Origin of the sequence: Sulfurimonas sp. (assembly GCF_016744025.1) — a bacterium.
Lineage (GTDB): Bacteria > Campylobacterota > Campylobacteria > Campylobacterales > Sulfurimonadaceae > Sulfurimonas.
This window is the reverse complement of the sequence record NZ_JADGFC010000067.1, coordinates 1-13,510: the sequence shown is the minus strand read 5'-3', so window position 1 is coordinate 13,510 and position 13,510 is coordinate 1. Positions and strand designations below refer to the sequence as shown.

14 protein-coding genes are annotated in these 13,510 nt (G+C 31.3%); 10 read left to right on the top strand and 4 right to left on the bottom strand.

All coding sequences use genetic code 11. The features are described 5' to 3' along the window. Window positions 1-90: 90 nt before the first annotated feature. The 3 genes from QZZ48_RS09990 to QZZ48_RS09980 are packed head-to-tail and all read left to right on the top strand — an operon-like array spanning window position 91 to window position 1,197. The gene (locus QZZ48_RS09990) at window positions 91-297 is read left to right on the top strand and encodes an SMR family transporter (protein ID WP_294965131.1); all 207 of its coding nucleotides are present in this window, start codon (window positions 91-93) and stop codon (window positions 295-297) included. A gap of 1 nt (window position 298) precedes the next feature. Continuing rightward, window positions 299-865: a hypothetical protein gene (locus QZZ48_RS09985; RefSeq protein WP_294965127.1), complete on the top strand. Its 567-nt coding sequence runs from the start codon at window positions 299-301 to the stop codon at window positions 863-865. Next, the gene (locus QZZ48_RS09980; RefSeq protein WP_294965124.1) at window positions 862-1,197 is read left to right on the top strand and encodes a 4a-hydroxytetrahydrobiopterin dehydratase; all 336 of its coding nucleotides are present in this window, start codon (window positions 862-864) and stop codon (window positions 1,195-1,197) included. Before QZZ48_RS09985 ends, QZZ48_RS09980 begins: the two co-directional genes overlap by 4 nt. 46 nt (window positions 1,198-1,243) lie before the next feature. Here QZZ48_RS09980 and QZZ48_RS09975 read toward each other — a convergent pair whose 3' ends face one another. The 4 genes from QZZ48_RS09975 to pstC all read right to left on the bottom strand — a co-directional run bounded on the left by QZZ48_RS09975 (window position 1,244) and on the right by pstC (window position 4,477). Then, window positions 1,244-1,915 carry a phosphate uptake regulator PhoU gene (locus QZZ48_RS09975; RefSeq protein ID WP_294965121.1) on the bottom strand — a complete coding sequence of 224 codons (672 nt, stop codon included), beginning with the start codon at window positions 1,913-1,915 and terminating at the stop codon, window positions 1,244-1,246. A gap of 77 nt (window positions 1,916-1,992) precedes the next feature. Beyond that, the gene (pstB, locus tag QZZ48_RS09970) at window positions 1,993-2,778 is read right to left on the bottom strand and encodes a phosphate ABC transporter ATP-binding protein PstB (protein ID WP_294965119.1); all 786 of its coding nucleotides are present in this window, start codon (window positions 2,776-2,778) and stop codon (window positions 1,993-1,995) included. Continuing rightward, entirely contained in the window at window positions 2,778-3,620 is an 843-nt protein-coding gene (gene pstA, locus QZZ48_RS09965; RefSeq protein ID WP_294965116.1) for a phosphate ABC transporter permease PstA, read from the bottom strand. The genes pstB and pstA overlap by 1 nt, the downstream gene beginning before the upstream one ends. Then, on the bottom strand, window positions 3,620-4,477 hold the full coding sequence (gene pstC, locus QZZ48_RS09960; RefSeq protein ID WP_294965114.1) for a phosphate ABC transporter permease subunit PstC: 858 nt from the start codon (window positions 4,475-4,477) through the stop codon (window positions 3,620-3,622). The genes pstA and pstC overlap by 1 nt, the downstream gene beginning before the upstream one ends. Before the next feature lie 242 nt (window positions 4,478-4,719). On the opposite strand from pstC, the gene QZZ48_RS09955 reads away from it, so the two are divergent. From QZZ48_RS09955 to QZZ48_RS09925, 7 genes are all read left to right on the top strand, one after another. Further along, complete coding sequence (locus tag QZZ48_RS09955) at window positions 4,720-6,351, top strand: inorganic phosphate transporter (RefSeq protein WP_294965111.1); 1,632 nt, start codon at window positions 4,720-4,722, stop codon at window positions 6,349-6,351. Beyond that, entirely contained in the window at window positions 6,351-8,171 is a 1,821-nt protein-coding gene (locus tag QZZ48_RS09950; RefSeq protein ID WP_294965108.1) for a Na/Pi symporter, read from the top strand. Before QZZ48_RS09955 ends, QZZ48_RS09950 begins: the two co-directional genes overlap by 1 nt. Further along, the gene (locus QZZ48_RS09945) at window positions 8,168-8,413 is read left to right on the top strand and encodes a hypothetical protein (protein WP_294965105.1); all 246 of its coding nucleotides are present in this window, start codon (window positions 8,168-8,170) and stop codon (window positions 8,411-8,413) included. The genes QZZ48_RS09950 and QZZ48_RS09945 overlap by 4 nt, the downstream gene beginning before the upstream one ends. 114 nt (window positions 8,414-8,527) lie before the next feature. Beyond that, on the top strand, window positions 8,528-9,424 hold the full coding sequence (gene ppk2 / locus QZZ48_RS09940; protein WP_294965102.1) for a polyphosphate kinase 2: 897 nt from the start codon (window positions 8,528-8,530) through the stop codon (window positions 9,422-9,424). 12 nt (window positions 9,425-9,436) lie between these two features. Then, window positions 9,437-10,312, top strand: a complete 876-nt coding sequence (gene ppk2, locus QZZ48_RS09935) for a polyphosphate kinase 2 (RefSeq protein ID WP_294965100.1) — start codon at window positions 9,437-9,439, stop codon at window positions 10,310-10,312. Between the two features lie 187 nt (window positions 10,313-10,499). Then, on the top strand, window positions 10,500-13,115 hold the full coding sequence (locus QZZ48_RS09930) for a PAS domain-containing sensor histidine kinase (protein ID WP_294965098.1): 2,616 nt from the start codon (window positions 10,500-10,502) through the stop codon (window positions 13,113-13,115). Window positions 13,116-13,130: 15 nt separating this feature from the next. Next, on the top strand, window positions 13,131-13,510 hold a 380-nt coding region (locus QZZ48_RS09925), incomplete at its 3' end, for a response regulator (RefSeq protein ID WP_294965095.1).

Below are 13,510 nucleotides of genomic sequence, written 5' to 3'. Positions count from 1 at the left end.
AGGTTTGAGTAAAAGCTTGAAGTTAAATTTAGTAGATTATTATTTGGTCAATTATCAAAAAAAGCGAGTTTTTAAACCCCCGTTTTTTTAATTAAGTCGTATTTTTTGATGATAGCGCAAAAAGAGATATCTATAGGAACTGCTTATGCAATTTGGACAGGAATCGGAGCTGTTGGCACATTTTTAATTGGGGTAATCTTCTTTGAAGACCCTGCTACTCTTGCCCGCTTCTTTTTTGTATCATTAATAATTATAGGTATACTTGGTTTAAAACTTGCAAGTCCTGAGGGAGGATAAAATGCTTTCGTATAAAGATTTCTTTATTCCTATTTCAGATGAAAAAATCACTTTGAAAAATGCTCTCAAAAAGCTAAAAGAACATTCAAGTTCTTCTTCAGATATACCTTTGATTATTCGTCTTGTTGAAAATCCAAATCTAAAATTACCTTTGTTTAGAGTATTTAATGGAGCAGTCGATTTATATACCCATGACTGCATTCATCTTATTCTTGGTCGAGGACTTCTTCCAAAAGATGAAGCATTTGTTATTGGCTTTACCATGGGCTCTACAAAGAAAATATTTAAGTTTGAGAAGTTTTTATACCATTTTATTACAGAACATATGTACCCTCACCCTTTTAAATTTACACATAAAGAACATATGGTTTTTGATATTGCTTCAGCAGTTGGAGCTGTTTCAAAGTGTGAGCGACTTGATAAAATAGACTTTAAAAAAATGGAAAATTTAACTTTAAAAAAGATTAGAGAGAAAATAGGTCTTCAAGAGAAGTTTCTTTTAGATGCTTATACTCTTGAGTCAGATATGTTCTCAGATAAAAATGATTCAAAAAGGTTGTTATTATGAGTAATTTAACAGAACAAAAATGTGAAGCGTGTAGAGTTGGTGCACCTATAGCAACAGCTGAGGAAAAAGAGACCTACTTGTCTATCATTCCAAAATGGATGCTAATTACCGAAGATGGTATGGAAAAACTTCAAAGAGACTTTAGTTTTAAAAACTTTAAAGAGGCTTTGGATTTTACCAATAAAATAGGAATGATAGCCGAGGATGAAGGACATCACCCAGACATTACAACCCGATATGGAAGTGTAAGTGTTGTCTGGTATACACACAAGATAAATGGTCTTCATCTCAACGACTTTATAATGGCTGCAAAAACAGATCAAATACCATAAAGTGAGAATTCACAATATAGTTTGTTATATTATAGATATGCAAAGTTTAGCTGTAGATGCTAATATTTCCACCTTCTTTAGCATAGAGCATTAGATTTGCAATATTTACACTTCTATCACAAGAACGCTCTAGTTTACGGAGTGTTCCTAAAACTTTTACATACTCAATAGATAACTCTTTGGCATCTATAATCATAGTTAATATCTCTTTTTCAAGTATTGAGAAAAGATCATCATTTTTACTCTCTTCAACCATTACTTTAGTGTGTAAGTCTTGAATATTACATTCGTCAAGTTCTTTAAAGCACTCCAAAATATACTCTAGTGCAGTAATAGTACTTTTATGAAGTTGAATAATAGTAGAGTTTAAAGGCTCTAAATCACATTTACTTGATGATAAGTCTTTCATACGAACAGCATATTTTTTAACACCTACACCAATACGAACTATCTCATTTGTCATTTTTAAGTAAGCTACTAAAGAACGAAGTTCTGTAGCCTCAGGTCCAAATAGTGCAAAAGTTTTTATAATCTCATTATCGATTATATCGCCTTGAACAGTAATGTTGCTCAGTTTAGTTTGAACTTCTTTATACTTCTCATCGTCATTATTTTTATACGCTTCTAAAGATATACTATTTGCTTCTACTATATTTGTAAGTAGAGATGCCATAACCTCTCTAATCTCTTCTATTTTGTTATTATATTTTGTTGACATATTTTAATTCCTTTCATCTGTTTATTATGCTTAAGGAAGTAATTCCCTTGCCTTCATTACACTAGTGCAATTTTATATCAACCAAATTTTCCAGTAATATACTCTTCTGTTAACTTCTCTTTAGGTGTAACAAAAAGCTCCTCTGTTCGTCCAAGTTCTATAAGTTCACCAAGATACATAAAACCAGTGTAGTCACTAACTCTAGCCGCTTGTTGCATGTTGTGTGTAACAATGATAATCGATACACGTTCTTTTAACTCAACTATTAACTCTTCTATTCCTGCCGTAGATATTGGGTCAAGTGCAGATGTAGGTTCATCAAATAATAAAACTTCTGGTTCAACTGCTATGGCACGAGCAATACAAAGTCTCTGTTGTTGTCCACCTGATAGACCATTTGCATCATGTTTTAATCTATCTTTAACTTCTTTCCATATTGCTGCACTCTTTAGTGCTTTTTCAACACGATCGTTTAGTTCAGTTTTGTTTTTTATACCTTGAAGTCTCAATCCATAAGCAACATTATCATAGATGCTCATTGGAAATGCTGTAGGTTTTTGAAAAATCATACCAATCTGAATTCTAAGGTTGATAAGATCTTCTTGAGCTGTTAAAATATTTCTATCTTTAAATAGAATTTCACCCTCATATTTATTTCCAGGATATAAATCATGGATACGGTTAAAACTTCTAAGTAGCGTAGTTTTACCACAACCTGATGGCCCGATAAGCGCAGTAATACTATTTTTTGCAATAGGCATATTTAGTTTTTTTATACTTGGTGCATCAGCAGATGCATATGTAAACTCAAAATCTTTAACTTCTAGTGCTTTTTCTTCATTTATATCAATGATAGTAGCCATTATTTTCCTTTTTTATTCATAATAAATAGTCGACCGATAATGTTAAGTGACAAAATAAACATACTTAAGATAAAGGCAGCTGCCCATCCAAGTTTTTGCCAATCTTCATAAGGAGATGTTGCATAGTTATACATCGTTACTGTCAGAGATGCCACTGGTTCATTCATATCTGTATTTAAAAAATTATCATTAAATGATGTAAATAAAAGTGGAGCAGTTTCCCCTGCTACTCTTGCTACACCGAGTAAGATGCCAGTAAGTATCCCAGCTTTTGCTCCACAGTAAACAACCTGAGTAATAACCTTATACTTTGGAGCACTAAGTGCAAAGGCAGCTTCTCTTAGAGTAGATGGAACAAGCTGTAGCATGTCGTCAGTAGTTCGTAAAATAATTGGAAGCATAATAATTGTCAATGCAATCGATCCCGCCCAACCACTAAAGTGACCCATAGGTGCAACTACAACAGCGTAAACAAAAGCACCGATTACGATGCTAGGAGCTGACATCATAATATCCGAGATATCACGAATGGTCTCAGATAGTTTAGACTTTTGACCATACTCACTAAGGTATGTTCCAGCTAAGATGCCAAGAGGTACACCTACAAAGGTTGCAACTCCGACAATCATAAGCTGACCTATAAGGGCATGTTTTAAACCACTCTCTTCGTATCCTGGAGGTGCTCCTTCTTCTGTGAAAATAGTCATACTAAGTGCATCTATTCCATTGATAACTAAAACACTTAATATCCAGAATAAAAACCCGATACCAATTACAGCTGATAGAGTAGATAAAATCATAACTATGTTGTTTAAAATTATTCTTTTTTTAGTATGAGTCATTAAGCTATCCTTTTTCTTCTAAGGAAGTAAAACTTCGCTATTGAGATGATTGTAAAACTAATCACAAGAAGTAGAAGTGATAACTCAAATAGAGACGAATAGTAAAAATCTGTATCTGCCTCTGTAAACTCGTTTGCAAGTGTTACAGGGATAGAAGTAGCAGGCTGTGTTAAGTCCGCAGAAATTTTGTGTACATTACCCATAACAAAAGTAACTGCCATTGTCTCACCAATAGCACGACCAAGTGCGAGAATGAACGAACCAATAATTCCTGCTTTTGCGTAAGGAATGATGATATCTTTTATAACATCCCATTTTGTTCCACCAAGTGCGTAAGCTGATTCTTTTAAGATATCAGGCGTAGTGTTCATGGCATCTCTTGTTACAGCTGCCATAAATGGAAGTATCATGATAGATAAAACAATTCCCGCTGTAAGCATACTAATACCAACACCACCAAAGATATCACGAATAATAGGAACAAAGTAAAAAAGTCCCCACATACCGTATATAACTGATGGTATAGCCGCAAGAAGTTCTATTGACACTCCAACTGGTGATTTGAGTTTTGCAGGGGCTAGTTCACTTAAAAAGATAGCTACACCGATAGCAAGTGGAACAGCTAGAACCATTGCTAAAAAAGTTGAAACAACTGAACCGTATATAGCTGGAAGTGCTCCAAATTTTTCTAGGTTTGGTGCCCATTTTGTGTCTGTAATAAAATCAAATCCAAAAGCTTGGATTGAGTCCATAGAGTGTTGAAAAAGTACTGTAAAGATCCATGCTACAATAAGAAGTATTGCAATAGCTATTAGTTTTGTCGTATTAGCAAAAAATTTATCTATAAATATGTTCAAAAAAACGTGCCTCCTATTTAAAAGTTTGTAAGTATAAAAAAGTTTGGTTACCTTATGGTTACTTAAAATAGTAAGTTATTATAGACATTGTATATATCATAGAAAATACTTATAAAATACGTGTAATAATTGAAGAAAAAATCAAGAAAATTAGGAGTATACTTTTTACATATAGCTAATAATCAACTTCACATTAGAAGATGTAAGTTTGAAATTTTCTTTAGCAAAATCACAAGGTAATCATGGAAATTCTGACAGTTAACAAGATGGAAAAAGAAGCACTAAAGGGTAGTGGAATAGATTTTATTAGGCTTGGATTTGCACTCTTTTTTATGGTTGCGGTTCTAGCCTATAGCTTTTTAAGTATGGGTAGTGTTCCAAATAGTATGTTCTTGGCAATAGCAGCGCTTTTTGGTGCATATATGGCTATGAACATAGGTGCAAATGATGTTGCTAATAATGTTGGGCCGGCTGTCGGTTCAAAAGCTCTAACTATGGGTGGGGCCATAATTATAGCCGCTGTTTTTGAAGCTGCTGGAGCTTTAATCGCTGGTGGAGATGTAGTAAAAACAATCAAAAAAGGTATTATTGATATAGGTGCATTTGGCGGGAATGTAGATCCTTTTATCTGGGCAATGATGGCGGCTCTCTTAGCTGCTGCATTATGGTTAAACTTTGCAACTATTATTAAAGCACCTGTCTCTACCACTCACTCAATAGTTGGTGGAGTTATGGGAGCTGGTATTGCCGCTGCAGGTTTTGGGATAGTAAACTGGTTAACAATGGCTAAAATTGCATCTTCGTGGATTATTTCACCTATTTTAGGTGGTATTATTGCAGCACTTTTTCTCTTAGCAATTAAAAAAACAATGGTATTTAAAAAGGACAAGATACAAGCAGCTATTAAATGGGTTCCTGTTTTTGTTGCAATTATGTCTTGGGCTTTTATTACTTACCTAACACTAAAGGGTCTTAAAAAAGTTTGGCCAGATATTGTAGATATTTTTATCTTCTTACCAGATACAAAAAAACCTACATTTGCAGTAGCCGCAATTTTTGGACTTATTATCGCAATAGTTGTTTATATGTTTATGAGAACAGTAGTAAATAAAAAAGCCGCTGGAATTGAAAATACTAGAGCAGGAGTTAACACTCTTTTTACAGTACCTTTGATTTTTGCCGCAGCACTACTTAGTTTTGCTCATGGGGCAAACGATGTTGCAAATGCAATTGGGCCATTAGCAGCTATAAATGATGCTGTAGTGACTGGTGGGATATCAGCAAAAGCAGGAATACCTCTTTGGGTAATGGGAGTAGGAGCAATCGGTATAGCTATGGGACTTGCACTTTATGGACCAAAACTTATAAAAACTGTTGGTAGTGAAATTACGGAGCTTGACCAAATGAGAGCATTCTCTGTTGCTATGGCTGCATCTATAACAGTTATTATCGCTTCACAGCTTGGACTTCCTGTTAGTTCTACTCACATCGCAATCGGTGGTATTTTTGGAGTTGGTTTTTTAAGAGAGTATCTTGAGACAACAAATGTTAAAGAAGATATGGCTCATGAAAGAGAAGAGATAGCAGATGAGAAAAAACTTTTAAAAGCATATAGTAGAGAGTTAAAAACTCTAGATGCTAAAGAGCAAAAAACTAAAGAAGATTATGAAAGAATTGTAAATCTTTATAAAATGATTAATGATGAAGAAATTAATCTAAAAGATGCAAAAAAGAATTTAAAAAGTAGTGAGAAAGTTCAGTATGTAAAAAGAGATGCAATCAAGAAAATTATTGCAGCATGGGTAATTACAGTTCCAGCTGCATCTGTTATCTCAGCCTTGATATTTTTTATGATAAAAGGAATAGTCCTTTAATGCTAAGAAAAATATTATTACCTAGCATCTTAGTTATTTTAGCCTATGGATTTTGGGTTAGTCCTGATTTTAAAGAGATATCAGCAGGTGTAGCAATCTTCTTGTTTGGTATGTTAACTCTAGAAGAGGGTTTTAAAGTTTTCTCCGGTGGTACATTAGAGAAGATTTTACAAAAGTCTACAAATAAACTATATAAAAGTATAGGTTTTGGATTTGTAACTACTGCTATTATGCAGTCAAGCTCTTTAGTCTCAGTCTTGACAATATCCTTTATTGGAGCTGGACTTATAGGGCTTACTCAAGGTATTGGAATAATATTGGGTGCCAATATCGGAACAACAACTGGTGCTTGGCTTATGGCTGGTTTTGGTCTCAACGTAAAAATATCTGCTTATGCAATGCCTATGCTTGCCTTTGGTGTAATCCTAATTTTTCAAAAAGCAAAATCTTTAAAAGGTATAGGTTATATCTTAGCCGGACTTGGATTTTTATTTTTGGGTATTCACTATATGAAAGATGGGTTTGAAGCATTTAAAGCAACTGTTGATTTGGCTTCTTTTAGTGTTGGTGGATTAAAAGGTTTACTTATTTATATAGGCATAGGAATAATAGCCACTGTTGTGATGCAGTCTTCTCATGCCACTATTGTTCTTATCTTAGCAGCTTTATCTGTAGGTCAGATTACATATGAGAATGCACTAGCTCTTACTATTGGAGCAAATATAGGTACAACTATTACTGCTGTTATTGGCTCCTTAAGCTCAAACATAGATGGTAAAAGATTAGCCGGAGCTCATTTTATATTTAATATAGTCACGGCAGTAGTTGCAGTTTTATTTATGAGTCAAATCATATACGCAGTAGAAACAATAAGTGCTTTCGTTGGAATAGCAAATGATAACCATACTTTAAAACTTGCAGTATTTGATACTTTGTTTAAGGTAATGGGCGTTCTTATGTTTATCCCATTTGTAGATAAACTTGTAAACTTTCTCAATAAAACTTTAAATACTAAGTCTTTAAAGGGTGAAAATAATTTTGATAGTGTTAAATATCTTAATGACTCAGCACTAGAACTTCCATCAATCTCTATGGCAGTAATTACTAAAGAGACCAAACATCTATATGAAAATGCTTTTGAGATTATTACGCATGGTTTAAATCTTCAAAGACATAACATAGTCTCATCTATGCCTTTAGATGAGGTAGTTAACAAAGAGTACTCAAAAGTAGCTGTTGATATTGATGATTTTTATAATAAAAAGATAAAAGGCATTTATGGTGAGATTATAGATTTTTCAACTAAAGCTCAATCTCATATGGCTCCTGAAGATATAGAAGTGTTATATAAACTAAAACTTGCTAATAGAGATATTGTTGAAGCAGTAAAAGATACTAAACATTTACAAAAGAACTTAATAAAATACTCTAAAAGTTCAAATGAGCATATTAAAGCTCAATACAATACTATGAGAAGAGATTTAGCTGAGCTTCTTAGAAATATAAACATAATCTCAAGTACAGATGAAGAGGATGTAATGCTTATGTTACTTTCTAAGGCTAAACTTCATACCAAGAAATACGATATATTAGCAAATGGAACACTTGATAATCTTATTAGAAAAGGTTTAGTCACAAATGAGATGGCAACCTCACTAATGAATGATAGTGCATATGCTTATGGTATTAGTAAAAATCTTATTGAAATGGCTAAGGTAATATTTATCGATAACAATAGTGAGCTTAAAAGCATTGGTGAAGATATGCTTATTAGTGATGATGAAGTTAATACAATCTTAGATCAAAAGGAAAGAACATGAGTATAAAAAAGTTTATCCAAAGTGCAACAGAGTCCTTGGGCCTTGATGATTTACAAAAGGCTGGTAAAAAAAAGTCTATAAAAAATCTCTTAAAAAAACTGCGTGATAGAGAAGAAGAAATAGCTAAAAGCTTAAAGAAAAAGTCAGACAAAAAAGAAAAAAAAGAGTTAAAAGAAGAGCTTGACATTATTTCCCTACAGATAAAAAATGGAAAAAAGATACTAGAAAAACTAAACTCATAAAATCTTTTGCAATTGAAGAAATTATCAAGAAAAGTAGGAGTATACTTTTCTTGAATAGGTTTTTTTACTCCTGTTCACTCACACAAAAATTTACAAAACTACAGAAGGATTTTTATGGCAGCAAAAGAGAAGAATATATTTGACATTGACGGTAAACAAATTTCATTAGATGAATTGATTAATGTATACAAAAAATCAAAAACTAAGAAACAACTACGAAGTAAGGCAGAGACAAAAAGAATTGATGAGCAAAAGCTTAAACCTTATCAAGCCGAACTAATAAAACTCCAAAAACATCTTGAACATACTGATCAAAAAATGATTATCCTTTTTGAGGGCCGTGATGCTGCCGGAAAAGGTGGAACGATTCGAAGGGTTACAAGATATATGGATGAAAAACATTATCGTACTGTAGCTCTTGGTAAGCCTACTGAGGAGCAAAAAACACAGTGGTTCTACCAAAAGTATATTCAGCACTTTCCAAAGGCTGGAGAGATAGTTCTGTTTGATAGAAGTTGGTATAACAGAGCTATGGTTGAATCAGTCTTTGATTTTTGTACGAAGAAAGAGTATGGTGATTTTATGAACGGTGTTAAAGGTTTTGAGCATGACCTTGTTCGCCAAGGAATCATACTTGTAAAACTCTACTATAGTGTTACAAAAGATGAGCAAGCAAAAAGATTTGAAAGACGTAAAAATGATCCACTAAGACAGTGGAAACTTAGTGAGATTGACCTTCAAGCTCAAGAAAAATGGGATGATTTTACGATTACAAAATACAACATGATTAAGCAGACTAATGCTCATGATACTCCTTGGACAATTGTAAGATCAAACATCAAACAGTTAGCAAGATTAGAGTCGATGAAAGTAATACTCAATGCTGTTGATTATGAAGATCGTGATGAGAATTTGAACTATTCACTAAACCCTGACGTTGTAATTTCAGGAGCTAGAGAGATAGAGATAATGGACGCACAGGTTACAAGCACTGGTAAATTTATAGGTTAAGGGATAAACTAAATGAAAGATAAGAAAAAAGAAGAACAAGACAGACAAGAAGAAGAAGAACAAGATAGAAGAAATAATATAAAAAATGGCAAGGTTCAAATTTGGGTTAAAGAAGAAAAGTTAGCTTATGAAAAAGAGTTGGCTGAGTTACAAGTAGAACTTTTAAAATTTCAAAATCATGTAAAAGATAAGGGTCTTAAAATTCTTATGATATTTGAAGGTCGTGATGCTGCTGGAAAAGGTGGAACTATTAAAAGAATTACTGAGCATCTAAATCCAAGGGGTGCAAGAGTTGTTGCACTTGAGAAACCTAGTGATAAAGAGACTTCACAATGGTACTTCCAAAGATATGCAAAGCATTTACCGAGTGCTGGAGAAATGGTACTTTTTGATAGAAGTTGGTATAACAGATCTATGGTTGAACCGGTTATGGGATTTTGTACAGAGAGACAACACCATAAGTTTTTAAAAGATGCACCAGAGTTTGAAAAAATGATAGTAGATGAAGGTATTCAAATATTTAAATTTTATTTCTCAGTATCAAAAGATGAACAGGAGAATAGATTTAAAGCTAGAGAGACTGACCCTTTAAAACAGTATAAGCTGTCTCCTGTAGATAAAGAGTCACAAAGACTTTGGAATGAGTATTCTTTAGCTAAGTTTATGATGTTAAGTGCTACTCATACAGAATCTGCTCCTTGGACTATTGTTAAGAGTGACAATAAGAAAAAAGCTAGAATAAATTGTATAAAACATATCCTAAGCTTTGTTGAATATCCTGATAAAATCAGTACAAAAAAAGTTGCTGTAGATAATGAAATCATTGTTTATGGAAGAGATGAAGCTATCTCTATGGAGAAGCAGTTTAAATTTTCTCTAAAAAAGTAAGTTACTAATACAAAAAATATATGCAGTACAGATTCTAATATCTGTACTGTATCTCCTAATTATCTTAATCATACATGACATCAGAGCTCTTTAACTTCAATTTATGGCTAGTTTCAATATAATTTTTAATTGAAACAATTTTGAAACTTTAAAAGATGTAAATTAATATATTTTAGGATAATAGTAAATGGATTTTTGCAATAAGAAAAGCTATAGTTTAGATGATATTCAGCGTTTATTCTCCCAAATTCCTGTGATTTTTCTTATACTCCTAACTACATTTTTATTAGTCATTACTTATTTTATTTTAGAATCAAAAGAAAATAGGAAAATAGATTTATTAAAGCAAAAATATGTTCTCAATTATGATTTTAAAAAAAAAGAAGAGTTAAATGATTTTAAAGCTTATATAAATCAAGAACTAAAAAATAGTTTTACAGATGAAGAAATAACTCTTAAAAAAGTGACTTATAAGACTATTGGTTACTTGGAGTCAAACTCTTTAAGTAATTTTGATTTATTAAAAGGTTATTTAAAAACTATTGAAAAAGAACATAATGTAGAACTGGTTGTATTTACAAAAAGTAATCTAAATATTTTATATGGTAAAAACTCTATTTCGTACATTCAACATCTTATATTTAACACAAAAGATAAATCAACATTATATAAAAATTTAACCTTAAAATATATCTATTCTCAAGGAGATAATAATCTTCAGTTTTGGAATGATGATGTTAAGAAAAAAGTTAGACTTAGTTTTTTTGACAGTATAATTATTGATGGAAGTAAGTACTATATTGGTTCATTTTCTACTATAAACTCAATTAAAGCGATTACAAAAGCTTTGATTATAGATGCAATAAAAACTCAGAAATTTAATATCTGGTTTTATGACATAATCTCTCAAGATACTTTTAACTTTGATAATAATAATAAAATGAAAAAATCAAATGTTTTATTTAGAGAAAAAAAAGACAATAGAGCTTACGAAGTACTAGAACACTATTTTACTGATTTTGAATATAATGAAAAATTTAAAGATCACTCCTACTTTTATAGTAAATATAACTTTTTAATAAACGTTTTTTATGATAAAAACGCCATAGAATATAAGCTTAAAGATATTATATATGATATAAAAAAAGAGTATAGTAGTCTCTTATTACAAATCTTTGTTTCTATCTTGGTTGTAACTACTATTCTTATAATATTTTCATATATATTCTCAAATTTTATTAAAGCTATTTTCAATGAATATAACAATGAATTAAAAGGTAAAACTGTATCTTTAGAGCATTGGAAAAAAAGATTTGAGTTAGCAATTATTGCTTCTAATGATGGTCTTTGGGATATAGACTTTAAAACAAAAAAAATATACTTTTCTGATAAATGGCTGGAAATGTCTGGTTATCAAAGAGAAGAGGTGCTTACTTTTTCTGATTGGTTTAATCTAATTCACAATGAAGATAAATCAAATGTAGAAAAGCTATTTGATAAGATTTTTAATAAGGTTGATGATACTCTTATTTGTGAGTATAGACTTCAAACTAAAAACAATGGTTTCAAGTGGGTTTTAGCTCGTGGTAAAGCCTTTTGTAATGAATCAGGTGACTTAGATCGTATGCTTATGATGTCTATGGATATAGATAAAAATAAAAGAATGAAAAAAGAACTTCTTGATATTGAACTATTAGTTGAAGATGGAAATATAGTAATCTTCAAATTAGTAAATGATGAGAAACTATCTGTAAAATACATATCAGAAAGTATAAAAACTTTTGGTTTTACAAAACAACATTTTGAAAATAAAGAACTGGACTTTATGGATCTTATATATGAAGAAGATGTAAATAAAGTTAAAGTAGCTATAAATGCAGCACTAAAAAATGATTTAGAAAACTTTACAATACTTTGCAGAATATTAAATGCAGCAAATGAGATAAGATGGATCTCAAGTAGGGTTATTTTAATCAAAAATCACTCAGGAGAGGTTAGCCATTTTTATGGTTATATCAATGACATTACAAAAATCAAAGTAAGCCAAGAAGAGTTAAAACTAAAAGTAGAAGAAGAATTAAGTAAAAATAGACAAAAAGACAGAATCTTAATTCAACAAAGTAAACTAGCATCTATGGGTGAGATGTTAGGAAATATCGCTCATCAATGGAGACAGCCTTTAAATAATGTATCATTAATAATACAATTTCTAAGAGACAACTATAAAAATGAGAATGTAAGCAGAGAAAAACTAGATAAGTTTATGGCAAAGGCAAATACACATATCGAATACATGAGTGAAACTATTGATGATTTTAGAAACTTTTATAAGCCATCTAAAACAAAAAATGAGTTCTCGGTAAAAGAATGTATAGAATCATTACTCTTTATGGTGAAAAATCAATATGATGAAGAAAATATAAATATCGAATTTAACTATGAAGATATAGTGATTTCAAATTATGAAAATGAGTTAAAACAATCTATTTTAAATATTCTAAATAATGCTAAAGATGCACTAGTAGTTAAAAAAGAGAGTCTTAACTTTGATGCAAAAATAATCATCAACTTAAGACTTGAAGAGAAGAAGGTAAAAATAGAAATATTGAATAATAGTGACAATATCAAAGATTATATAATCGACAGAATTTTTGAACCATACTTTACAACTAAGTTTGAAACACAGGGCACAGGCATAGGTCTTTACATGACAAAATCTATAATTGAAACAAATATGAAAGGAAAAATAGAAGTAGAAAATATAAAAGATGGTGTAAGTTTTTTAATTACACTAGCTTTATAACTACTCTAAATTAAGATGAATAATTTAACTACAAAAGTATTATTAGTAGAAGATGAAGAAGATGCAAGAGAGATATTAGGTTTTTACCTTGATACAATCTTTGATGAAGTAGAAATTGCATGTGATGGAGAGCAAGGGCTTGCTCTTTATACTCAAGCATTTAATGAAAATAAGGTTTTTGATTTAGTTCTTACAGATATTAGGATGCCAAATAAAGATGGTCTTTGCATGATAGAAGATATTACAAAAATAAATGATCAGCAAAAGTTTATTATCGTGTCAGCATATAAAGATGAAGAGTATCTTTTTAAGTCAATCAATCTAAATGTAATCTCGTACTTTGTAAAACCTTTAGAAGTAAAAAATATAATGCAAATTTTAACAAAGGTTAAAAC